At 52.4% G+C, this 22,678-nt stretch carries 21 protein-coding genes; 5 read left to right on the top strand and 16 right to left on the bottom strand.

Features of this window, described 5'->3' with window-relative positions:
- Positions 1-16: 16 nt before the first annotated feature.
- The gene (locus tag B5M42_RS08250; RefSeq protein WP_230632806.1) at positions 17-247 is read right to left on the bottom strand and encodes a hypothetical protein; all 231 of its coding nucleotides are present in this window, start codon (positions 245-247) and stop codon (positions 17-19) included.
- Between the two features lie 149 nt (positions 248-396).
- Positions 397-1,497: a C40 family peptidase gene (locus B5M42_RS08245; RefSeq protein ID WP_134755237.1), complete on the bottom strand. Its 1,101-nt coding sequence runs from the start codon at positions 1,495-1,497 to the stop codon at positions 397-399.
- A 178-nt stretch (positions 1,498-1,675) separates the two neighbouring features.
- Here B5M42_RS08245 and B5M42_RS08240 point away from each other — a divergent pair, with 178 nt between their 5' ends.
- Positions 1,676-2,056, top strand: a complete 381-nt coding sequence (locus tag B5M42_RS08240) for a hypothetical protein (protein WP_134755236.1) — start codon at positions 1,676-1,678, stop codon at positions 2,054-2,056.
- Between the two features lie 314 nt (positions 2,057-2,370).
- On the opposite strand, the gene B5M42_RS08235 is transcribed toward B5M42_RS08240, so the two are convergent.
- From B5M42_RS08235 to B5M42_RS08205, 7 genes are all read right to left on the bottom strand, one after another.
- Positions 2,371-4,491, bottom strand: coding sequence for a methyl-accepting chemotaxis protein (locus B5M42_RS08235; protein ID WP_167690127.1), 2,121 nt, complete (start codon positions 4,489-4,491; stop codon positions 2,371-2,373).
- A gap of 262 nt (positions 4,492-4,753) precedes the next feature.
- Positions 4,754-6,151 (bottom strand): Fe-S cluster assembly protein SufB, encoded by a 1,398-nt coding sequence (gene sufB / locus B5M42_RS08230; RefSeq protein WP_134755232.1) that lies wholly within the window; start codon positions 6,149-6,151, stop codon positions 4,754-4,756.
- Between the two features lie 31 nt (positions 6,152-6,182).
- Complete coding sequence (gene sufU / locus B5M42_RS08225; protein WP_134755230.1) at positions 6,183-6,614, bottom strand: Fe-S cluster assembly sulfur transfer protein SufU; 432 nt, start codon at positions 6,612-6,614, stop codon at positions 6,183-6,185.
- Positions 6,601-7,827: a cysteine desulfurase gene (locus B5M42_RS08220; protein WP_134755228.1), complete on the bottom strand. Its 1,227-nt coding sequence runs from the start codon at positions 7,825-7,827 to the stop codon at positions 6,601-6,603. The genes sufU and B5M42_RS08220 overlap by 14 nt, the downstream gene beginning before the upstream one ends.
- Positions 7,824-9,116: a Fe-S cluster assembly protein SufD gene (gene sufD, locus B5M42_RS08215; protein WP_134755226.1), complete on the bottom strand. Its 1,293-nt coding sequence runs from the start codon at positions 9,114-9,116 to the stop codon at positions 7,824-7,826. Before sufD ends, B5M42_RS08220 begins: the two co-directional genes overlap by 4 nt.
- A 13-nt stretch (positions 9,117-9,129) precedes the next feature.
- A complete protein-coding gene (gene sufC / locus B5M42_RS08210) occupies positions 9,130-9,960 on the bottom strand; it encodes a Fe-S cluster assembly ATPase SufC (RefSeq protein ID WP_134755224.1) in 831 nt (276 codons plus the stop codon).
- Between the two features lie 244 nt (positions 9,961-10,204).
- Positions 10,205-10,774 (bottom strand): DUF1802 family protein, encoded by a 570-nt coding sequence (locus B5M42_RS08205; RefSeq protein ID WP_134755222.1) that lies wholly within the window; start codon positions 10,772-10,774, stop codon positions 10,205-10,207.
- A 163-nt stretch (positions 10,775-10,937) separates the two neighbouring features.
- Here B5M42_RS08205 and B5M42_RS08200 point away from each other — a divergent pair, with 163 nt between their 5' ends.
- Entirely contained in the window at positions 10,938-11,114 is a 177-nt protein-coding gene (locus B5M42_RS08200; protein ID WP_134755220.1) for an asparagine synthase, read from the top strand.
- Positions 11,115-11,249: 135 nt separating this feature from the next.
- Here B5M42_RS08200 and B5M42_RS08195 read toward each other — a convergent pair whose 3' ends face one another.
- Complete coding sequence (locus B5M42_RS08195) at positions 11,250-11,699, bottom strand: Dps family protein (RefSeq protein WP_134755218.1); 450 nt, start codon at positions 11,697-11,699, stop codon at positions 11,250-11,252.
- Between the two features lie 216 nt (positions 11,700-11,915).
- On the opposite strand from B5M42_RS08195, the gene mtnK reads away from it, so the two are divergent.
- Together mtnK and mtnA are read left to right on the top strand one after the other, a co-directional pair.
- Positions 11,916-13,139 (top strand): S-methyl-5-thioribose kinase, encoded by a 1,224-nt coding sequence (mtnK, locus tag B5M42_RS08190; RefSeq protein WP_134755216.1) that lies wholly within the window; start codon positions 11,916-11,918, stop codon positions 13,137-13,139.
- 165 nt (positions 13,140-13,304) lie between these two features.
- Positions 13,305-14,381 carry an S-methyl-5-thioribose-1-phosphate isomerase gene (mtnA, locus tag B5M42_RS08185; protein WP_134755214.1) on the top strand — a complete coding sequence of 359 codons (1,077 nt, stop codon included), beginning with the start codon at positions 13,305-13,307 and terminating at the stop codon, positions 14,379-14,381.
- A gap of 172 nt (positions 14,382-14,553) precedes the next feature.
- On the opposite strand, the gene B5M42_RS08180 is transcribed toward mtnA, so the two are convergent.
- From B5M42_RS08180 to B5M42_RS08155, 6 genes are all read right to left on the bottom strand, one after another.
- The gene (locus B5M42_RS08180; RefSeq protein ID WP_134755212.1) at positions 14,554-15,921 is read right to left on the bottom strand and encodes a hypothetical protein; all 1,368 of its coding nucleotides are present in this window, start codon (positions 15,919-15,921) and stop codon (positions 14,554-14,556) included.
- A 678-nt stretch (positions 15,922-16,599) separates the two neighbouring features.
- Positions 16,600-17,151: a hypothetical protein gene (locus B5M42_RS08175; protein WP_134755210.1), complete on the bottom strand. Its 552-nt coding sequence runs from the start codon at positions 17,149-17,151 to the stop codon at positions 16,600-16,602.
- A gap of 9 nt (positions 17,152-17,160) precedes the next feature.
- Complete coding sequence (locus B5M42_RS08170) at positions 17,161-20,412, bottom strand: polymorphic toxin-type HINT domain-containing protein (RefSeq protein WP_134755208.1); 3,252 nt, start codon at positions 20,410-20,412, stop codon at positions 17,161-17,163.
- Entirely contained in the window at positions 20,381-20,782 is a 402-nt protein-coding gene (locus B5M42_RS08165) for a hypothetical protein (protein WP_134755207.1), read from the bottom strand. Before B5M42_RS08165 ends, B5M42_RS08170 begins: the two co-directional genes overlap by 32 nt.
- 215 nt (positions 20,783-20,997) lie before the next feature.
- Positions 20,998-21,564 carry a hypothetical protein gene (locus tag B5M42_RS08160; RefSeq protein WP_134755205.1) on the bottom strand — a complete coding sequence of 189 codons (567 nt, stop codon included), beginning with the start codon at positions 21,562-21,564 and terminating at the stop codon, positions 20,998-21,000.
- An 85-nt stretch (positions 21,565-21,649) separates the two neighbouring features.
- Positions 21,650-22,375, bottom strand: coding sequence for a hypothetical protein (locus B5M42_RS08155; protein ID WP_230632805.1), 726 nt, complete (start codon positions 22,373-22,375; stop codon positions 21,650-21,652).
- A gap of 133 nt (positions 22,376-22,508) precedes the next feature.
- On the opposite strand from B5M42_RS08155, the gene B5M42_RS25705 reads away from it, so the two are divergent.
- On the top strand, positions 22,509-22,678 hold a 170-nt coding region (locus B5M42_RS25705; protein WP_407946119.1), incomplete at its 3' end, for a transposase.

Genomic DNA, 22,678 nt, shown 5'->3' with positions numbered 1-22,678 from the left:
GCACCCTACCGCGGCTTCAGTCGCCGCTGCCTTCCTCGCCCTCTCCGGCCAGCTCGACGTCGAGCAGCAGCAGCTCAAAGCACTCGGTATCCAAATTCAATCGTCCTTCTATCATTTCATATTCCTTGCCGCCTAGCAATACATAATTGGCAGCATCCAGCGCCTGAATAAAGCTGGCATCCCACGGCCGCTCCTGAATCTGCACCAGTTGCCCGTCGCTTTGTTTTTCCATCAACACAATTTTCATCTCAGCCATCTCCCTCAAATAATTCATCGCATATGATAGTAAAACGCACAGACGGCCGTTTTGTTTCAATTTTGACGCAAAAAAACACCCGCCCTCCATTTCGGAGGGCAGGCGCGGCATATCTGCAAGCGGAGCGCTCGTCGCGGCCATCAATACGCTACGCGTTTGGCTCGCAGGAACGTTTCCTTCCAGTAGGCTTTGTTGATGCTGGAAATTTGTACGCCGTTTTTCGGCTCGGGTGAAGCGTGCAGCATTTGCATGTTGCCGATATAAATGCCGACATGGCCAACGGTCCGGTTTGTTTTGAAGCGCCCGGGGACGTAGAAAAACATCAAATCGCCGCGGCGCAAATTTTTGCGGCTGACCAGCGTGCCAGTCGTTGCTTGCTGGCGAGCCAGTCGTGGCAGCTTGACTCCGTATTTGCCGTACACGTATTGCGTGAACGTCGAGCAGTCGAAGCGTCCGCTTTGCGGATACGGCGCTGCGCCAAACAAATATTTGACGCCGAGATATTGCTTGCCTTTTTGAATCATCGCGTTGATGTCGATATTTTTCAGCACGGGAACGGCGTCGTCTCCCGCCTGTGCGGCCCACGCCGCCAGCGCCAGCTGCGCTTCTTCGCCCGACCAGGCAGCGGCATTGCTCGTATCGCCCGCTTTGAACGGGTCAGTCGGATCTTCGCCGAATTCCAGTCCGGCATTGCTTGCTCCTGCATCCGGTGAATCTTCATTGTCAGCAGTCGGTATAACAGCCGCGGGATGGATGCGCAGCTCGCTGCCGCGAATGTCAAACGTCATTTCCTCCTGAAACAAATCGCCAAGAGCCGAAACGGGAATATATACCTTGTCCTGCTGCAGCAAAAACGGTTCGCTGACCTGCAGCTCATTGCCGTCCTTTACCGCTTTGGCCGAATTGGCCAGCAGCTCATAGCTGGCATCGTTGTCGCCGATTTGCAGCCTCCCTTCCGCTTGCTCCCAGCGGGTACGGAATTTCAGCACCTCGGCCAGCTTTTGCGCTGAGACATAACTGACTGAATGGATGCTTTGAATCGGAACCACCGCATCGTTCGTCGCCAGCATCTGCATGCCGCCGCCCTCGGAGACCAGGCTGTTAACCGTCCCGCGGCCCCCTGCTCCCGCCGCATTCGGCGTAACCGTTCCGCCCGGAGCCGCCTGATCGCTGCCGCATCCCGTTATAGCGACTAGCGCCGCCAGACTGATCCATGACACCTGTTTCCGCAAGTTGAACATAAAGGTCTCTTCTCCTTTAATCGCGAGTATATGACCTTTATAGGGTGAGACAAGCAAGGGGCAAATATGCGTCCGGTCAGGCCCGGAACGATTCGAACGGAGCGGGATTGTATGGTAAACTAATAAGTAACCGGCCGGATGCGCGGCCGGAATCGAATCGCCGCAAGGAGCGTGACCGATGCCTACTGAACACCATCATCCGGACGTTTCACCGCAGCCCAGCCTGGAGGACACGACGAATACGGCTTATTTCTCCTATGCCGCGCTGGAAACCCAGCGCTTTGGCGGTCCGCCTTTCGCCCCGGTCGCGCCCAAAAGTCCGCTGCCTAATCTTGCGCTCGTATTCGGTCTGATCGGCCTTGGTCTGAATTTGCTGCTGCTGACCGTGCCGCTGGGCCTGCCCTGTACGCTCACTGCCTTCGTGCTTGGCCTGATCAGCCGTTCGCGCTACCGGCGCTCGGGCGGTTTGACGACTGCGCTGCTGTCGCTGCTGGTGCTCGCTTACTGGCTGGCCAGCTTTCTCGTTCCCGTCTTGATCGATCCCACGTTGTTCAAATAAAAAAAGCCGCGAATCGCGGCTTTTTCTATGCGCATGAGCTGCCCTCTACTTCCATAGCCCCGAGAACCAACGAACAAAATCCGCTGTAATCGGAATCAACCCGAGACCGTGGTTACCGATTGCTACAAGCCCGTAGGCGGTCTCGCCGATGCCAACGACGCCCAGCGCGACCGCGCCAAATCGCCACAGCGCCCAACGCCAGCTTGCGAATCGCTACTGCTCCGGCTGCCAGCTACCTTACCATAATCGGCGATGGCAGAGCTACGGTCTGCAGGTGCGGTCGGACCTCCGTCCAGAGACGTAGACGATAGGCTTTACAGGCTGAACTTTCCGTTCTCGTCCATCAGCTTGCGAGCGATTTCATTCAGCGTCTCCGCCGAAGAAGCAATTTGCTGCGTCAGCGCGGTTTGCTCGTCCATGACTTCGGACAGGCTCGCTGTATCGTTCGTCGTTTTGCGGGAAATTTGCAGCATTTCATCCACGGAAGCAGCAATTTGCTCGGTACCCGCAGAGATTTCCTCTGACGCCGCGGACACCTCCTGGATCTGATCCGCCACGACAATGACGGTGCTGCGAATCGCGCCAAAAACCTCAACCAGATTCGCGATCACTTGCGAGCCCCGTCCGACCTCGTCCACGCTTTTATGCATATTGCCGCGAGCTTGAGCCGTCGATTGCTGCACCTGGGCAATCATCTGAGCGATCATTTCCGTCGAAGTGCGCGTCTGTTCAGACAGCTTACGGATTTCACCGGCTACGACGGCAAAGCCGCGTCCCTGCTCCCCGGCTCGCGCCGCTTCAATCGACGCGTTCAGCGCAAGCAGATTGGTCTGCTGGGAAATGCTCGTAATCGCGTTGATGATGTTGCCGATTTCCTGCGATTTATCGCCCAACTGCTCCAGGGTATGCGACAGATCCAGCACCGAATGTTGAATCGTGCTCATTTGCTGCGTCGCGCTTTGTACCGCTTCGCTGCCCTCATGAGCCTGCCGCGTCGCTTCCTGCGTCACCTCGGCCACTTGACTGGCGTTCTCGGCAATCCGCTGAATGCCGACAGCCATCTCCTGCATCGCGTTGACCATTTCCTCGGCGCTGCGCGCCTGCGATTCAGCGCCAGTGGCGATACCATGCGTAGTTTGGGAAATCGAACCCGTGGAGTCGGCGGTCTGCTCGGCGATAACACTTAACTCCGAAGACGACGCGCCTACGCGTTCAATAAGCTGACGGCTCTCGCCGATCAAGCGGCCCATTCGCTCAGCCATCAGATTAAACGCTTCTCCCACTTGGCGAAGCTCATCCTTCGTCCGCAGGCTGACTCGCGAGCGCAAATCTCCTTCAGCCAATCGGGTCGACGCTCGGCGCAGCTCGTTGACCGTATAACGAACAGACATGTAAAAGCCGGCAAACATATACGCAGCGACTAGGAGCACCAGCGCAATCGTCCATTCATACGAAAGAATTTGCTCGTTCAGCTTGCTTATGCGAGCTTGCAGCAAATCCGCCAAAATGCCCGAAGCCGTCTTATACAAGGCGTAATCAGCCTCAATTGCCTGGGTGCCTTGGGCAAAATAATCGGTTGGCTTGATGGAAATAGCCGCAGCATTCAGTAAGCTATGATCTATCGTTCCGGCAAAAGCGTCTGTCGCTTTCACCGCGGTGTCGGCAACCTCTTTCAGCTTGCCGGCCAGCGTCGGATTGTAAGCCGTCGCTTTGTCGACCGCTTTGGTCAGCTCGGCCGAATTCGTTTGAATTTCATATTGCAGGACGGAAATCAGCACTTTTTCATTTGTCGTAATCGCTTTACGCGCGGCAATGCCATTGCCTTGCCCGCGAGCCTGGCCGATTGTCTCCATCAGCTGCGGCAAGCGTTTTACCGACATATCCATTGCATAAAAAGAATCGAGATACGGGTCCAGCGTCAAATTCGAGCCGTCTCCAACCTGCGAAATCAGCTGCAGAGCTTCCGCTACAACCGCCGAATGACTTTGAAAGCTGTCTGCCGGCTTCAAGGTCGGCGTTTTCTGCTTCAGCTCATCCCAATGCGCTTTGAACGCTTGCCAGTTCTCCGAGGTTTGCAGCAGTCCGCCGAGATCCGCATCCAGCCGGTTCACCTGCTCCACATCCGCAACGCTTTTAGCCTCGATATCCAGCATCGCTTTACGACTTGCTTCATCGCCGTTCAGAGCCGCATTGGCCAAGCCGCGGTGCTGCTGGATATCCATCATTACAGGAATCATCGCATCAATGTAACGGATTCCCTGCTGCTCTTGCTTGGCAAAATCAACGCTTGTTCGCAAATCCGTCAGCAGCGTATACGTCATGTAGCCAATAACGCTCAGAAACAGCAAGCTGATCAGCAAAAATTTACCGCGATACTTCAAGAGATTCATGACAGCCAACCCGGGAACGAATAACCACCGCAACCATGTACCCATAAGATTTACTTCCTCCAGTCCTATACAGAGCTGTATTATGCTTAGGTATTCGGACATAGATCGACAAATCCCTCTTTTATGTGACATGAAAACGCACATTTCGATTGAAGAAATATGCTTTTCACGTAAAAAAGATAGAAAACATGACATGTAATGTTATGCAAGCACAATGAATCCGCGCAGCTGCAAATGATCGTTTTCGATAAAAAGCAAAAAAAATACGCGCCCGGGGACGCGTATTTGTAAAGCCAGCTTATCAGGATTACCCGATACTGCCTTCCATTTCAAACTTGATAAGACGGTTCATCTCAACGGCGTATTCCATCGGCAGCTCTTTCGTGAACGGCTCGATGAAGCCCATAACGATCATTTGCGTCGCTTCCGCTTCGCTCAGACCGCGGCTCATCAGGTAGAACAACTGATCCTCGGATACTTTGGATACCGTGGCTTCGTGCTCCAGCGTGATGTTGTCGTTCATGATTTCGTTGTACGGAATCGTGTCGGACGTCGACTCGTTGTCAAGAATAAGCGTGTCGCATTTGATGTTCGCTTTGGAGCCTTGGGAGTTGCGTCCGAAGGAAGCAAGACCGCGGTAGGTTACTTTGCCGCCATGCTTGGAGATCGACTTGGACACGATGGTCGAGGTCGTATCCGGCGCCAGATGGGTCATTTTCGCACCGGCATCCTGATGCTGGCCTTTGCCGGCAACGGCAATCGACAGCACCATACCTTTGGCGCCGCGGCCTTTGAGCACGACAGCCGGATATTTCATCGTCAGCTTGGAGCCGATGTTGCCGTCGACCCACTCCATTGTGGCGTTTTCTTCGGCAACGGCCCTTTTCGTAACGAGGTTGTAAATGTTAGGCGCCCAGTTTTGGATCGTGGTGTAGCGGGCACGCGAGTTTTTCTTGCAGACGATTTCAACGACGGCGCTATGCAGCGAGTTCGTGCTGTAGATTGGTGCTGTGCAGCCTTCTACGTAGTGAACGAAGCTGTCTTCGTCGGTGATGATCAGCGTGCGCTCGAATTGGCCCATGTTCTCGGAGTTGATGCGGAAATACGCCTGCAGCGGGATTTCGCACTTCACACCCTTAGGTACGTAGATGAATGAACCGCCGGACCATACGGCGCTGTTCAGCGCAGCGAACTTGTTGTCGCTTGGCGGAATGACGGTGCCGAAATATTCTCTGAACAGCTCCGGATATTCACGCAGCGCCGTATCCGTATCGGTAAAGATCACGCCTTGATCTTCAAGCTCTTTTTGCATGCTGTGGTATACGACTTCGGATTCGTATTGCGCGGATACGCCGGCGAGGAACTTTTGCTCGGCTTCCGGAATGCCCAGCTTGTCAAACGTTTCCTTGATTTCTGTCGGCACTTCTTCCCACGTTTTGCCTTGCTTTTCGGACGGCTTGACGTAATACTGGATGTCGTTGAAGTCCAGGTCGTCAAGGTTGCCGCCCCAACGCGGCATCGGCATTGCAAAAAATTGCTCCAGCGATTTCAGACGGAATTGCAGCATCCAGTCCGGTTCGCCCTTCATCTTGGAAATCTCGGCGACGATTTCGCGAGTCAGGCCTTTGCCGGTTTGGAAAACCGCTTTGTGCTCGTCTCTAAAGCCGTACTTGTAGTCTTCGAGTTCGGGCATTTGCTTCGCCATTGTACATGCCTCCTAAAATAATAGATTGGTCTTACCCGTTGATCTTTGTATGTTCAATGCCCTTGCGCAGCGCGTTCCAGGCCAGTGTGGCACATTTGATGCGCGCCGGGAATTTGTTGACGCCCGACAGCGCTTCGATATCCTCGTATTCAAACTCGACGCTTTCGCCCTTCATCAAGCCGGAGAATTTCTCGGCCATTTGCAGCGCTTCGTCCAGCGTTTTGCCCTTGACCGCATCGGTCATCATCGATGCAGACGACATGCTGATCGAGCAGCCTTCGCCGACAAATTTGGCGTCTTGGACCGTGCCGTTCTCCACCTTCATTTGCAGCGAGATTTTGTCGCCGCAGGTCGGGTTGTTCAGGTCGATCGTCACCGCTTCCGAGGCATCGAACTTGCCGCGGTTGCGCGGATTTTTATAATGATCCATAATAACGCGGCGGTACAAATCATCCAATTGCATGACCGAAGTACTCCTTTGTTTTTTGTAAGGCTGCCACCAGTCGGTCAATATCGGCTTCGGTATTGTATAGGTAAAAGCTGGCCCGGGCCGTAGCGCTCACGTTCAGCCAGCGCATCAAGGGCTGGCAGCAGTGGTGGCCGGCGCGGATGGCGACGCCTTCGGCGTCCAGCACCGTCGCTACGTCGTGCGGATGCACGTCGCCGAGATTGAAGGTCACCAGTCCCGCACGGTTCTTGAGCGGACCATACACGGACAGGTCTTCGATCTCCAGCATACGATCAAGCGCATATTGAGTCAGCTGCAAATCGTGCTGATATACGTTATCCATGCCGATTTCCTGCAGAAAATCGATGGCTGCTCCCAAGCCTACCGCTCCCGCGATGATCGGGGTGCCGCCTTCAAATCTCCAAGGAAGATCCTTCCATGTCGACTCGTACAAGTCCACATGGTCGATCATTTCACCGCCAAATTCGACAGGCTCCATGTTTTCAAGCAATTCCTTCTTGCCGTACAACGCGCCGATGCCGGTCGGGCCGCACATTTTGTGGCCGGACAAGGCGTAGAAATCGCAGTCCAGCTCCTGCACGTTCACCTTCATATGCGGCGTGCTTTGCGCGCCGTCGACCATCAGCTTGGCGCCATGCTTGTGCGCGATGGCAGCGATTTCCTTCACCGGGTTAATCACGCCGAGCACGTTGGAAACGTAAACGACCGAAACGATTTTAGTCCGTTCGGTCACCGTGCTTTCCACATCAGCTAGCGAAATCGAACCGTCCGGCTGAAGCGGAATATATTTCAGGGTAGCTCCGGTTGCTTTGGCCGCTTGCTGCCAAGGAATCAGGTTGCTGTGATGCTCCATTGGCGTAATGACGATTTCGTCGCCTTCGCGCAGCACCGAACGCGCATAGCTGCCGGCTACGATGTTGATCGCCGTCGTCGTGCCGCGGGTGAAGACGATTTCCTGCTCACTGGCGGCTCCGATGAAACGCGCGACTTTCTCGCGCGCTCCTTCGTAAGCGTCCGTGGCTCGTGAACCCAGTGTATGCACGCCGCGATGTACGTTGGCATTGTCCCACTCGTAATAACGCTTGATCGCGTCAATGACGACGGCAGGCTTTTGCGACGTGGCCGCGCTGTCCAGATATACAAGCGGGTGACCGTTCACTTCCTGCTTCAAGATGGGAAAAAGTTCACGTATCTCCGCGGTATTCATTGGCCCAGCTTCCTCTCTACCATGCTTTGGAGCTGCTCTTCAATGCTTTTGATCGGAATTTCCGAAACGACTGGCGCAAGGAAGCCGTAAATGATCAGGCGCTGCGCTTCTTCTTTGGAAATACCGCGCGACATCAGGTAGTACACCTGCTCCGGATTCACTTGGCCTACGCTGGCCGCATGACCGGCTTTGACGTCGTCTTCGTCGATCAGCAGGATCGGGTTGGCGTCGCCGCGCGCTTTCGGGCTCAGCATGAGCACCTTTTCCGTTTGCTGGCCGTTACAGCCTGTTGCGCCCTTCTCGATCTTGGTGATGCCGTTGATGATCGCTGTAGCGCCGTCGCGCATAACAGCGCGCGTGATCATGTCGCTCGTCGACACTTTGCCGAAATGAACGGCGCGCGTCGTTATGTTCAGCTTCTGCTCATCCGTACCTACGCAAATCACTTTCGCGTCGGAGTCGGAGCCGTTGCCTTTGAGCACCGAGGTCGTGTCCGACATCGAGTTGCCCTGATTCAGCTCGCCGACGATCCACTGCACGGCGCCGTCATTATCGACAATCGCTCTGCGGTAGGTCAGGTCGGTTACCGTCTCGCCCAACGTGTGAATCGAAGCGTAGCGCACCTTCGCGCCCGGCTTGACGAATACTTCGACAAGGCCATTTTGCACGATCGGGCCGCTGACCGCCGAGACGAAGTTGTCAACGTAGTTAACCGAGCTGTTCGCTTCGGCCACGATCAGTACGTGCGGGGCAAACGTGGCGGCTGCGTCATCGGTGACGAACAGCGCCTGCAGCGGAATGCTGACTTCCACATCTTTAGGCACGTAGAGGAAAATGCCCCCGTTCCACAATGCGGCGTGCAGCGCGGTCAGCTGGTTCTCGCCGGCTTCGATCGCTTTCATGAAATAAGGTTTGACCAGTTCGGCGTGATCCTTCAGTGCCGACTCCAGATCGGTGAAAATAACCCCTTGCTGCTTCAACTCGTCGGCGACATGACGGTACACGATGCCGGAGTTGCGTTGCACGATCAGATTGTCCGGATTGGTCAAGCCTTTGGCCACTTCCGGCAATTCGTCCAAGGAAGCAAGCGCTGCTTGCTGTGTATAGGAACCGTAGGCATCGATGCTCCAACGGTCGATTCTCGTTTTTTCCAGCTTGGGCAGCTCCAGGGTTGCCGCCAAGGCAAGCCCTTCCGAGCGAAGATTCGTCATCCATTCCGGCTCGCCCTTGCTGCGGGAAAGCTCGACGACGGCGTTGTTGTCCAAGGAAAGCGCAGTTTGTGTGCTCATGGGCCGCTCCTCCTTAATACTTCGGCGCAGTCGTGTTCATCGGTACTTTGAACTCTTCCGCGTCTTGGCCCACGGTTTCATCCACGATGCCCAGCTCTTCTTTAATCCAGTCATAGCCTTCCGCTTCCAGACGCTGTGCCAGCTCCGGTCCGCCGGATTTGACGATGCGTCCTTGCATCATGACGTGTACGAAATCAGGGTTGATGTAGTTCAGCAGGCGCTGGTAGTGCGTGATGATCAGGAAACCGCGATCTTCGTTGCGCATGGCGTTTACGCCTTCGGCGACAATGCGCAGGGCGTCGATGTCAAGACCGGAGTCGATTTCGTCCAGAATGACCAGCTTAGGCTCCAGCAGCATCATTTGCAAAATTTCATTGCGTTTCTTCTCGCCGCCGGAAAAGCCTTCGTTCAGATAACGATGCGCGAACTCGGGATTCATTTCCAGGTCCTTCATTCTGGCTTCCATTTGGCGGATGAATTTGATCAGGGAAATTTCATTGCCTTCGCCGCGGCGGGCGTTGATCGCACTGCGCAGGAAGTCGGCGTTCGTGACGCCGGTAATTTCGCTCGGATATTGCATCGCCAGGAACAAGCCGGCGAGCGCGCGCTCGTCAACGCCCATTTCCAGCACGTCTTCGCCGTTCAGCTCAACCGTACCTTCGGTTACTTCATATTTAGGATGACCCATCAGCGCAGACGCCAGCGTACTTTTGCCTGTACCGTTCGGGCCCATGATGGCGTGAACCTCGCCGCCTTTGATGGAAAGGTTGAGACCTTTCAGAATTTCCTTTCCTTCGACGTTGGCTTTCAGCCCGTCTATTGTGAATGTTACTGAATTCGACATGTCATGCGCCTCCAAAAGTGTTAAATTGACTACTACCTAGGAATCATTATTAAATGATTCTCACTGATTCTCAAAGTACATTAATTTTATTATAACTTACCCTATGAAATCAATAAAGGGAATTTACAGAAAAAGGGCGGCGATTTTTTGTCGTTCGCCGGGCCGGGTGCTCCGCGGGCGCAGCCCACATGGCCTTATGGACGACCGATTGGCGTTGTCCGGCCAACGATTCGCTCCGTGAAGCTTAGGCCAGCGCGGCCCGAATGGCCGCAACACGTTCAGCGAATTCCGCATCACTCAGCACCGGCTTCATGTCGGTAGCGCCCAGGGGCTGGGTCAGCTCGATCCACGATTTGCAGCCGAGATATGCCGGATCAATCGGCACCTCCTGCGGCTCGTCGAGCTTGTAGACGCGCAACAGCAGGACGTGCAGCGGATTTTTCCGCTTCCATCTCAAACGCTCCTCGGCGAAATTCTCCGTCCAGATATGATAAGGAAACAGCCGGCCCAGCCGCTCCTGATCTTCGATTAAGATATCCTCGACCAGCTCGGCGTAACAGGTGATGGCTGCCGTTGCGGCATCAAGCGTCCAGCCCTCCAGCGTCTGATCGATCACCGGACGATATGCTTCCTTCAACAGCTCCCTGCGCTGATGCTCATAGGTCGGATATAAATAAAACGCCTCGGCTTGCACTTGGAAATCCCGGGTTTCTTCAATAATACCGCCTTTGCGCATAATAAACATTTGCGCGCCGCTCTCCAGCGCCCTGATCGCTGCGGCCCACTCCTTCAAAGCAATCGGTTTTCTCTCCATCCTCCATGCACCTCATCTATCGCTATCATGTCCTTAATTATAAGGAATCCGCTCAGGCAAAACAATGCAGCGTCCGCGCCGTATATTTGGCCCCCGGCTGACCATGCTAAGGGGGTAATTTTCTTTGCGATTCACTCAAAATCCAATGAAGAGGTGACCTGACATGCGAGAAGGTTTAATTCCAACGGTTCTCGGTACGGCGGTAACGGCGACTGGCTTGACGCTGCGCGGCAAAAGCAAGTACAAAATGGCGGCAACGGCCGTCATCGGCTTCGGCTTGGCCCACGTGGTTCTAGGGGCCATCGATTTGGTTGAACACCGCGATCAAAAATGGACCTGATGCGGGAAGGGATGGCTGCGGCCATCCTTTTTTGCATATCATTCGTGTCGCAACGCTTGCAGGGGTCAGCTTGGCGGCTTGGCCGCACAATGCAAAGAAGCCACCGCAACGGGTGACTTCATCTCCTTTTACTCCCTAGCTCAAAAAAGAACGCAGCATCCAGCGATGCTTCTCCAACGCGCCGTGAATCGCCAGCAGCATGTCCGACGTCGCTTCGTCGCCGTTTTCCTGGGCCGCTGCCATGCCTTCCTTCAGCTCGCCAAGCAGGATACCGAAGTCCTCGACCAGCCCCTCGACCATTTGCGCCGCCGTTTCCGTGCCGCCCGCTTCCTTGAGCGAGCTTAACGCCAGACAATCCTTGAGCGTAGCCGTCGGCTTGCCGCCAATCGCCAGCAGCCGCTCCGCCAGCTCGTCAATGTGCGCCGCTGCTTCGTTATACAGCTCCTCGAATTTGAGGTGCAGGGTGAAAAACTGATTGCCTTTTACATACCAGTGGTAGTTGTGCAGCTTCGTAAACAGTAGCGTCCAGTTGGCTACCTGCTTGTTGAGCACTTGGGTGACACTTGCCGTTGTTGCTGTATTCATACGATCATCCTCCCTTGTTGGTCTTGCAATTTCAGCGCGTGCTTACACCGTACTTTGCGCAGGTTGGCGGCGATTTATGTAAAAATGGAAAGTCGGTATTTCATGGAGCGGCGTTTTGCCTTATACTAGGAACAGAAGCTTAAAACAGAGTGAAACGCTTGGAATTAAAGCGCGCGCTGGCTGCGTTGATCACAATTACAATGGAGGTCATTTGCTTTGACGACTACCCCTTATCACCCGCTGACTGAAGCGGAAGCCATTGAATATTCCCGTTCGATTCCCGATCTGTTCACGCCGGGCGCAGAGCTGGTTAGCCGCGAAATCGGCGACGGCAACCTGAATCTTGTCTTCCATATTTCCGAGCCGACCACCGGCAAAAGCATCATTCTCAAGCAAGCGCTGCCCTACGCCAAGGTTGTAGGCGAATCGTGGCCGCTGACGCTCGACCGGGCCCGCATCGAAAGCGAAGCGCTGATGATCGAGGAAAAGCTGTGCCCCGAGCTTGTGCCGCACGTGTACGTCTACGAAGCCGATCTCGCGCTGACCGTCATGGAGGACCTGAGCGACCATGTGATCATGCGCAAAGGGCTGATCGAGGGCAATCGCTATCCGCTGTTTGCTAAGCATATCGGGCATTTTCTGGCGCATACGCTGTTTTTCACTTCCGATTTGGGCATGAATCAGCAGGAGAAAAAGCTGCAGCTCGGCCGCTTCATCAACCCGGAGCTGTGCAAAATCACCGAGGATTTGATTTTTTATCATCCGTATTTCGACGCCGAGACGAATAACTTTGAACCGCATCTGCGCGACGCCGTGGAAGCGATCTGGCGGGATCAGGCGCTGCATCGGGAAGCGGCCGGCCTGCGGTACAAATTCCTCACCAGCGCCCAAGCGCTGCTTCACGGCGATCTGCACACCGGCAGCATCTTCATCAAGCCGGACTCCACCAAGGTGATCGATCCCGAATTCGCCTATTACGGCCCGATGGGCTTTGATATCGGCGCCGTGATCGCCAATCTGCTGCTTAACTTCGCCGCTCAGGAGGGCTGGAGCCCGGATGCGCGCAGCCGCAAGGATTACCGCAGCTACCTGCTGACGACCGTGCGCGATGTGTGGACGCAATTCGAGCGCAACTTCCGCACGTTGTGGGACGAGCATTGCACAGACCGTATGGCGCGAACGCCGGGTTATCAGGACCGCTACCTTGACGAGCTGCTCAAGGATACAGTCGGCTTCGCCGGTGCCAAAATGGTCCGCCGCGTCATCGGTCTGGCCCACGTCGCCGACATCGACAAAATCGAAGACGCCGCTGCTCGCGAGCGCGCCCAACGTCTGGCGCTGACCATTGGCACGGCGCTGATCCACGGCCACCGTTCGGCCGAATCGATCGAAGCGCTGATCGACGTTGCCGCAAGCGCCGCTGCGGACGTGCAAGAATAGTATCGGGTTGTGCTGGCAAAAGGAGTGCGCCGGCGCTGAACGTACGGCGGCTGACGGAAGGAACGACAGGGAATCGGGCGGTCAGACCGTCCGCCGCATGGGCGGTACCGGGGCTTGATACGACGCCAACCTCCCTCTCATTATGAAATAGAAAGAGGCTTACTTATGACAAACACGGCATTATCCGGGCAAAAAGAAGCGCTCCAGTCGCTCCGCTGGAGCGGCGAGCAGCTCGATTTGCTCGACCAGCGCCTGCTGCCGGAGGAAATCGTCTACCTCCCGCTGCAGACGCCGGTCGAGGTGTGGGAAGCGATCCGCCACCTGAAGGTGCGGGGCGCGCCCGCCATTGGCATCGCCGCAGCTTACGGCGTGTATCTGGGTGTCCGCGATTTTGCCGCGGACGGCGGGGTCGCTGCGCTGCTGCAGGAGGTCGAGCGGCAGTGCAGCTATTTGGCAACGTCGCGGCCGACGGCGGTGAACCTGTTCTGGGCGCTGGACCGGATGCAGGCCCACGCGCAGACGCTGGCGGACGCGGGAGCAGACGCCGGCGCGATTATCGAATCGCTGCTGGATGAAGCGATTCGCATTCAGGCAGCCGATGAGGAAACGAACCGGCTGATCGGCGAGCACGCGCTAACGCTGTTTGAGGACGGCTTCGGCGTCCTCACGCATTGCAACGCGGGCGGGTTGGCTACGGCCAAGTACGGCACGGCGTTAGCGCCGTTTTACTTGGCCTTGGAGAAAGGCGTCAACCTGAAGGTGTACGCCGATGAGACGCGGCCGGTGCTGCAGGGCGCACGGCTGACCGCTTTTGAGCTGCAGCAGGCCGGCGTTGACGTGACGCTGATCTGCGACAACATGGCCGGCGCCGTCATGGCCAAGGGCTGGGTGCAAGCGGTCATCGTCGGTACGGACCGCGTGGCCGCCAACGGCGACGTCGCCAACAAAATCGGCACATATAGCGTAGCTGTGCTGGCCAAGGCGCACGGCATTCCGTTTTACGTCGCCTGCCCGATGTCGACCATCGACCTGAACACGCCTACCGGCGCCGATATCCCGATTGAAGAGCGCCATGAGGACGAAATCACGCAAGGCTTCGGCAAGCGTACCGCGCCGCAGGGCGTCAAGGTGTTCAACCCGGCGTTCGACGTTACGCCAAACGAATACGTGACAGCGATCATCACGGAAAAAGGCATTGTCCGCGCCCCGTATACGGACAATTTGCGCAAGCTTTTTGAATAGAATGAGGAAATAGAAAAACGGCCTTCGCTTCTGGATGTTCAGGAGGAAGGCCGTTTTTTAGCGCGAATTTTAAGATTTTAGCCGCTGGATGATTGCTTCTTTAACGATTTCATTCAGACCATCTCTAAAATCCGTCTCAATCAGATGATCTTTAAGACTGCCCATTTCTTCTTCATCGTTGCCGCTCCGGCTGTTTCGCCTCCAAGGTGAAGCTGGCCGGTGGGGTGAATTGGCCGGCTTGCTGAAGCAGTTCGCTTTGGCCGAACAGGAAATCGCTATTCGGGATCGGCGGCGTGGCAACCGGAGTTGCAAACCGATAGACACCGTTTGGGACAACTGCCAGGTTGCGAAGCTTGACCAGTGCTGCCCGCTGCTCGGCCGTAAGCGTACGATTTACAGCCGCAAACCGCGAGGCGTACAGACCGGACATCCGCCCATCCAGCTCCCCATAGCTGTGAATCAGCGCAAATACTCGCTCTTTATCAACCTTCTTGCCTTGCATGGCGCCCCGCAGCTCGGTTGCAATCTCTAATCGGGTTTGTGCCGCTTCTTGCAGCCAACCGTGCTGCAGCTCGACGATCCCCGTGATCAGTGCGCGCTGCTCCCCGTTCAAAATCTGCAAGAACTGCTGGCCGCTATCTCCGGTTAAATTCGTGCTGATAAAATAGCCAGGGTTGTCCATCGCCGGATAATCCTTCAGATAAAAACCGCCGAAGTAGGTGCCGTGCCGCTCTGGACAGAAGTAAACATCCGCGTCCAGACTGCCTTTATACCAGGAAAAAAGCTCACTCGCATAGGTCATTAACGCAACATATTCGCTATTTTTGAGGCCGCGCTTCAGCTCCTCATTCTCGGGAACATCGGGCCAGGTCAAATAGTTATTGAAATCCATCTTGCCCAAATAAGCCTTCTGCTTCTCCGTAAAGGATTGAATAATCTCTCCAGTCACCACCGCGCGATGATAGCTTAGCTCCGCATCGGTTGTGTAAAGACTCGCCGTATACGCAGCCACCGCCTCCTGATCCAGCCCCGTGGCTCCCGATGGAAGCTTGCCTTCGAGGTTACGGCGAAATGCATCCATCAACGGAAGGCGATTATAAGCGAAGCTGTCGTACAACGGTGCCTGTACCTTCGCCAGCGCAATGAGCTTGGCTCGCTGCTCGCTGTTCAGAATGAACAATACGTTGCTCGCGACCCGCGTAAGGAATGTCGTGTTGTGTCCATATTGTGCCGTGTCGACGTCTCGCATGTACTGGAAACCGAAGAAATCGGCCACCTTGCCCGGCGGCATAAAGCTGTCCGCACCACTGCTTCCCGTAATAAACGCCAACCCGTTAAAAGCAATGGTGGAAAGCTGCGCGTTATCGCTCATCGCCTGCTCCAGCGAGTAGCCTTTATTGTCTTTTGCCGCGGGCTTAACAGCTGCGTTGGAAGACGGGCGATTGGCTTGCTTATAGGATGCTGCGGCAATCGCGGATGTGGAGACAGCCGTCAAAACAGCCGTGACCAGTATCATTGTGATTAGGGGTTTTCTTGTCATATGAATCGCCTCCCTTTTCAATTAGCTTACACACGTTGTGTGAAATCCAGGTGAAATCGGAGGAAGTTTTCACGGCTCTGGCCTATTGCTGATATGATTCATAATGAGACCTCCACCTTCTACAAAATGCGAGCTACGCCCCCGTCGACCGTATCACATATTTTTTCGCATTACGCAATTTTTTTGCGCTCTGCTCAGCTTGCGACGACCTATTTTCGCGCAAATAAAAAAAGAAGCCTCAATTTATAATAAGAAATTGCAGCTTCTTTCATATTCATTTGATTTCTTATTCCTTTTTCAAAAAATCAACGATCGGCGGCTTTTTTGGACCCATCTCATCGCTCAATCTTACGGCTTCTTCTTTGAATGTTTTGTCGTATCGATTCATTGTCTCTCGTCCCCTCGTCAACTTTCATTTTATTTCATACGAGGGTATTTTTCGACTGCATTTTTATCGTAGCACTCCACAGATCGCCGGTCCCGCCGAAGGCGCGGTGAGGCCATAGCTGGCTGCCGAAGGCAATCGGCTGTGATCCTTCGGGGGCAGCGCTTCGGTATGTGAAGCGCCAAAAGCGACTTCTTGTCGGTAGCATGACCGACAAGAAAAAACCGCCAGCGATGATCACCAGGCGGTTCGTAGAACTATTCAAAATTCTTAACGGTCTCTGCAGAGTTAATTTACCTTCCAATATGACCCTTTATTTCGTTGAGTAGCTGGGCCATTTTTTTAAATCTAGTACAATGGGGGAGAAATGCGTTCAATGTCGCAGCTTCCCTGATGAAACTTTCTGTGACCTCAAGCACCTCATTCTGAAATTCATCCCTTGAGACAAGGACGTCTTTCCATTGAGGGTAGGTCCGGTTACTCGGTGGACACGTCACTAAATATTCAGTTATTAATTCGTCCGATTCCATCATACTTACCGCTAAATAATCGCCTTTACGAACAAATTCAATCCATGTGTTGTATGACTCAATATCCTTTAACGCAGTATAGTCGGCAATATGAATTGATTTACACACCCAAAGCAAATTATCAAGCCAAGTAGAAATGATGTCAAAGCCTTCCTCTCCCGAAGCTAAGTCCCTTTCATGATAGTAACCATATTCTTCAGTACAGAATCTCATCTGAAAGAAACCAGAAATTCCTCCTTCTCTCTCAATCTGTTCGGGCTCTAGTTTTTTCCAATAGTCTGATTCAGTAATAATGCGGTAACTAATTTTAAACAAAGCCTTCTCCTACCTTCCAAAATCAGCCGGGGTTAATTTATGTAAACCAAACGCTGTGTCAAAATTTCCATCTTTCATAAAAATCGAAATAGTTTCTCCCCGGTATTGATAGTAGTAGTATCCATTGCTAACCCCGTTTTCTATTGCTTCGTTTACTCCATTTTGAACTCCAATTATAACGTCATCTTTTGACCAGTTTGGATTAAAAAAACTGTTTTTCGCCAGTTTCGACTCCAGTTGTTTGTCGGAAAGATAACCAACTTGATTTGCAAACTCACTTGCAATGTGCTTTTTAAAGTGTTCAATATTATTCTTGCTTAGTATGAACCCACAGTCTGTATTATGCACCCAGATACTAAGATCACTGACGAAATAAGTATGGAATCCATCTACAGTCATATTGTAGACCTTAACTTGTTTCTTTTCTTTTTCGATTATATCGATTTTCAGGGTGTTATTGTCACTCTGAACCAGCAAGTCACCAACTTTTAGGTCTTTAACAAACGTCCATCCCTTGCCCTGAACCCAAAACGGATGATTAAAAGTTGCTTCGATAATCTGCTCGCCTACATAAATTTTATATATCTCATCCGTTTCATGATTGAATGTTGCAGTAACTTCCTTGTAAGCTATTTCGCCGGTTTCTTCATTTTTGGAAAGAACCCTGTCTCCCACTTTGATGTCCTCAACATTAGTCTCCCCTTTGTCCGTTTGGACTTTAGTGCCGGCAGTAAAGCAATTACAAGGTAGATTTTTCGCATATTCAATTGCCTCTCCGCTGATATCAACGGCCTTTTGAGCGTATCGTTCTCCATTTGTAAGCCGTATAAATAGTTTGGCACCACGGATAATCTTAGAATAGGGGATAAACCCAGCCCCTGCTAAAACCTTATCAGCTATTGACGCATCTGGATTTAGAAGCGTCTTTATATCACTAATAAATTCTTCACTTATGGCTTTCTCTACCTCAATTTGCCGTTGACAATCCCCTTTAGAAACCATGCAAACATAAGTGCTTACGGGAAAGAATGGCATATGACCTGTCGGATCGATCTGCGTCAATGGATTATTATGAACATACGTATACAGATTCAAACTCAACGGATTATCAATCTGCCCCTCATACGTGTCTTCGCTAATAAATCTCCCCATTGCCGGGCTATACCAACGCGCTCGGAGATATTGCAGATTAGCGCTGCTATCCCACATCTCTCCGCTGTAACGAAACGGCTGCCCCACGGTTTCGCTTGTCGTCAGCGGACCGCCCCACAGATCGTAGGTGTACTGGTTGATCACATTTCCTGTCGCATCTGCCAGCCCCACCACGTCACCGTGACCGTTAGTCAGGTAATATTGCTTGCTGCCCAACGCATCTACACGTGCAGCCAAGCCGTTACCACGGATGTATCGAGCCTTCAAAGCGACCGTGCCTCCGGCAACCGTCCCCTCTGCGATCATGCTCGTCCCGTCGTAGTAATATCGCGTGGTCACACCATTTTCGGTGCGTTCGTAAAGCATCCCATCTCCATTATACCTGTAAGAGACCGTTTTGCCATCTTCTGTGGTGACTTGCTTCAGCCGATTCCGCTCGTCATACGTGTAGTTCGCTCCGCTCAAATCCAGCAGCTTGCCCGTTTGTAGCGTCTGTCGATTGCCCCGCGCGTCATAGCTGTACTGCTCCTGGAACGGACTGGCCGTAGCGATCCGGTTCAGCGGGTCATACGTATACGTGCTGGTTGTGCCGTTCTCCGTTTTGTTGATCTGGTTGAAGTTGTTGTCGTATCCATAACCAAAGCTGTTTACGAGGGTGCTGCCCTTCCGCTGAATCAGGCTCGTCAGGTTGGCGCCCTCATATCCGTACGTCCAGTTGATCCCGTTGGCTTGCTGGACGCCTGCCAGCAGGTCATCCTTTTGGTACGTGTACGTTTCATCCCAGTTGCCAATAGCCGCTCCGACGCCGGTCAAGCGATTGCGGCTATCATAGCCATAGGCCGTTGTATGGCCGAACGGATCCGTCATTTGTGTCCGGTTGCCCTGTGCGTCGAATTGATACGCAATGCTCTTGCCATCCGGGAAAGTCACGGAGTTGGCTCGTTTGGTTACCGGGTCATAGGCGTAAGCGGTCGTACCCGTTGCGTCCTGCATCGTTACACGGCGACCTGCCAGATCGTAGCTGTACGTGATCATTTCTGATCCCAGTTGGCTGCTGGTAAGCAGATTGCGGTTGTTGTATGCATTCGTTTGTACGTTCCCGTTGCGATCCACCTGCTTAATCAGGTTGCTGTTGGCATCGTACGTGTACGTTTCCGCTTGCCCGGACGGATCGATGCTTCTGATTAAGCGGCCCATTTCATCATATTGCTTTTGCAGGGTATTGCCGTCGGCATAGTGAATGTGCGTTAATTGGCTGGCCAAGTTGTACGTGTAGGAGGTGGTCTGAGCCAGCGCATCCGTCACCGCCGTCAAGCGATTCAAGCTATCGTAGGTATACGTCGTCGTCTGCTGCTTGCCATCCGTGCTGGTCAGCAGATCGCTGGCATAATCATACGTATAGCTACCCAACGTGACCGGACCGCCTGCTTGGAGCCATTCCTTTTTCATCAATCGTTTCATCCGGTCGTAGGTTTCCCGCGTCTGATTGCTTTCCGCATCCGTCGGGGTAACCGTCAAATGAACATCGTCATAGGCTACGCCTGCCACAAAACCATCGGGATATACCGTTTGCGTCAAGCGTCCCCAAGCGTCATAGCCAAACGAGGTCCGATGCCCCAGCGCATCCTGCACCCAAACGTTGCGAACGTAAGCATCGTAGCCGTAAGTGATCGTACCGCTACCGCTAATCCCTTCCGAGGTTTTGCGACCAAGCGGGTCCCACTGGGTGATCGTCGTCAAACCTGTGGGGTCTACCGCTGTAACCCGATTATTCACATCGTCATACGTGACGTTGATTGGACTGTTATCGGCAAAAGTCGCTTTCTTGAGCCGGCCCAAAACGTCGTACTGGTAGGAGGTTGCGTTTCCCTTGCCATCCGAATAGCTTGTCATAGCTCCAGTCAACAGGTTGTATTGCATATTCTCTGTCACCGTAGACGCCTGACCGTTCACATCCGTAACGCTTGTCGATTGACTGGTCAAGAATCCATTAATGTATACCGTACCGTAACTGCGGTTGATGACCGTGTTTCGATTGTTGTCATCCTTGATCGTGATCTGCACGGCATTACCAAAGCTATCGTAGGCGTAATTGACCTGCGACTTCAACTCTCCAGCCGCTCCGGCTGGCGAAGCGTCGCGAATAGCAAGCTGTGTGACGCTGCCCCTGTACGTTGCGCTGGTATTGAACCAAACGTGACAAGGTGCTGTTGATCGGTTCGAGCTGACTGAGCAGCAGATGTGTATTCACGTCATAGGTGTAGATGCTCGTATGATTGTCCGGATCGGTTTCACTGGTCACATTGCCATAATCATCGAAGGTGCGAGTGACTGTTGTCGCCGGGGATACCGTTGTACCGCTTGTATGCGTTACGGTCAGCTGTGTCGGTACAGCGCGCTGATGAGCCTCGTCAAAGGTTTGCTGGGTCTCCTGCTTCTCCGTCCCTGCTTGCTGCGTGATTTTCTGGTTGTAGAACACCGAAGGCGTCGTATCGTTCAGATACGATTTTTATACGAGTAGGTCGTTCTCGCTATTAGAGATTTCTACAGTTTTTTCTTGGCTTTATGCCCCTCGTCAGCCTTATCGCATGTTTTTACGCTATCCGCAGACTACGATGACCTTTTTCGAGAAATAAAAAAGAAGCCTACATTTCGAAAAAGAAATTGCAGCTTCTTTCATATTCATTTGATTCTTTATTCCTTTTTCAAAAAATCAACGATCGCCCTGTCAATACGATTATGTATTTCAATACTAACCGCTTGGTCTTTGTTAGAAAAAAGAGTAATTCTGACGAGATTGTTTTTATAACTTAGAATATCTTGACGAAATCTTTGTGCATTCTCATTATTCAACGTACTTTTGGATACAACATCAGAGTAAACCATATCGTTTCCGATGTCCTTCGTCAAATAAATCAAATCCATATAGAGCGTATAGTTCCCGTCATTGCTTGAATACACAATCCTGTTTTGCGTCGGTTGGTTCGTAGCATCTCCTGTAACGCTCATATACTCCCTTTTATCAAAAGAAACCGATTTATCAATCTGAATCAGATATGGAAATTCTTTGTTGTCTTCAATTTTTTTAAAGTCTGGAATTTGCAGAGAATCGACCATTTTGTTGTAAAGCTTCTGATATTCCTCATATTGATTGGTAGGACTCGGACTCGGTGAGACAGTCTCCCTAGATACTTTCAGTTCATCTTCACAACCTGCAAGCAAAAGCATCAGTACGAATATCATTAAAGTATATTTTCTCATATCCTGCTCCTTAGTCTTGATGATTTTATCTCTGTAAATCACTCTGTTAGTGGTATCTTCAGTAAATTCATAAAACGAAATTATCTTACCATTGTGTAAAGAAATAATTAATGTTGTTCAGTCCTACCGTCCATGCCGAACCAAACTCATTATACGTCCCTGCGTTAATATGAGTTCCTTGCGGAGTCACATAATATTTATTCCAGACCCCGTATCCACCACTATACACACCGGTGTGATAGGCATCGATTTCCCCTTGTTTATAAGCAGAAATCGTTGCTGTAGACGTAATTGTGGAAGTAGAAGTCGTGGTGCGTTGTGTACTTACATCAAAACCTACCGTAAGTTTAGCCGATGCCAAAACTGCAACTGTAAATCCAGCTTCGCCAGATACTTTACCGGTAAAGGTCCATGTAGTCGTCTTCGTATTAGCTTGTGAATAAGAAATTACCATCGGATTTGGACTATTATTCTGCGCATAAACAGATCCAATCGGAAAGTGCTTCCGGTCCTGCCAGGATGTCTGGTATGTATTAGGATTGTAATAAGCCCAATCGTAGAAATATGAACCATCCGTGAAACCTTGAACACTCACACCCCCGTTTGATTTACTCGGGATGTTTTGATAACCCTTTGTAATTTTTCCATCTGAGTCCACTGAATAAGCTTTCAAAATATTACTTTCATCAATGACTGTAGCTTGATCTGGCGTGTACTGCAAACCATCGCTATACGTAACAGACTTGTTATTTTTATTTCCTTTTTCACCATTTTGAGGTGTGTCTGATTTGGCTAAAGCCGTTGTACTCAATACCATAACAACGATGAATGTAATGAATGATGCTTTTCTCAATACAGAATGATTTGGAGTGATACGATAAAAATGCAGTCGAAAAATACCCTCGTATGAAATAAAATGAAAGTTGACGAGGGGACGGGAGACAATGAATCGATACGACAAAGCATTCAAAGAAGAAGCCGTAAGATTGAGCGATGAGATGGGACCCAAGAAAGCTGCCGAGCAGCTAGGCGTATCCTACTATACGTTGCAAGAGTGGAGAAAGCGAAGAACCCTGCACGGAGACGGAGCGCATATCGGGAGCGGACGCGCTTA

This window comes from Paenibacillus athensensis (assembly GCF_004514475.2).
In the GTDB taxonomy this organism is placed as follows: Bacteria; Bacillota; Bacilli; order Paenibacillales; family NBRC-103111; genus Paenibacillus_AL; species Paenibacillus_AL athensensis.
Note: the sequence above shows the minus strand (reverse complement) of the source record. Positions and strands in the feature narration are given on the sequence as shown.

Coding starts and splice junctions, on each gene's coding strand:
- sufU (WP_134755230.1), bottom strand. CDS start 6,614: ATGCAATTGGATGATTTGTACCGCCGCGTTATTATGGATCATTATAAA.
- sufC (WP_134755224.1), bottom strand. CDS start 9,960: ATGTCGAATTCAGTAACATTCACAATAGACGGGCTGAAAGCCAACGTC.
- mtnA (WP_134755214.1), top strand. CDS start 13,305: ATGACAAACACGGCATTATCCGGGCAAAAAGAAGCGCTCCAGTCGCTC.
- B5M42_RS08205 (WP_134755222.1), bottom strand. CDS start 10,774: ATGGAGAGAAAACCGATTGCTTTGAAGGAGTGGGCCGCAGCGATCAGG.
- B5M42_RS08235 (WP_167690127.1), bottom strand. CDS start 4,491: ATGGGTACATGGTTGCGGTGGTTATTCGTTCCCGGGTTGGCTGTCATG.
- B5M42_RS08160 (WP_134755205.1), bottom strand. CDS start 21,564: ATGAGAAAATATACTTTAATGATATTCGTACTGATGCTTTTGCTTGCA.
- B5M42_RS08240 (WP_134755236.1), top strand. CDS start 1,676: ATGCCTACTGAACACCATCATCCGGACGTTTCACCGCAGCCCAGCCTG.
- B5M42_RS08200 (WP_134755220.1), top strand. CDS start 10,938: ATGCGAGAAGGTTTAATTCCAACGGTTCTCGGTACGGCGGTAACGGCG.
- B5M42_RS08180 (WP_134755212.1), bottom strand. CDS start 15,921: ATGACAAGAAAACCCCTAATCACAATGATACTGGTCACGGCTGTTTTG.
- B5M42_RS08250 (WP_230632806.1), bottom strand. CDS start 247: ATGAAAATTGTGTTGATGGAAAAACAAAGCGACGGGCAACTGGTGCAG.
- B5M42_RS08245 (WP_134755237.1), bottom strand. CDS start 1,497: ATGTTCAACTTGCGGAAACAGGTGTCATGGATCAGTCTGGCGGCGCTA.
- sufD (WP_134755226.1), bottom strand. CDS start 9,116: ATGAGCACACAAACTGCGCTTTCCTTGGACAACAACGCCGTCGTCGAG.
- sufB (WP_134755232.1), bottom strand. CDS start 6,151: ATGGCGAAGCAAATGCCCGAACTCGAAGACTACAAGTACGGCTTTAGA.
- B5M42_RS08195 (WP_134755218.1), bottom strand. CDS start 11,699: ATGAATACAGCAACAACGGCAAGTGTCACCCAAGTGCTCAACAAGCAG.
- B5M42_RS08220 (WP_134755228.1), bottom strand. CDS start 7,827: ATGAATACCGCGGAGATACGTGAACTTTTTCCCATCTTGAAGCAGGAA.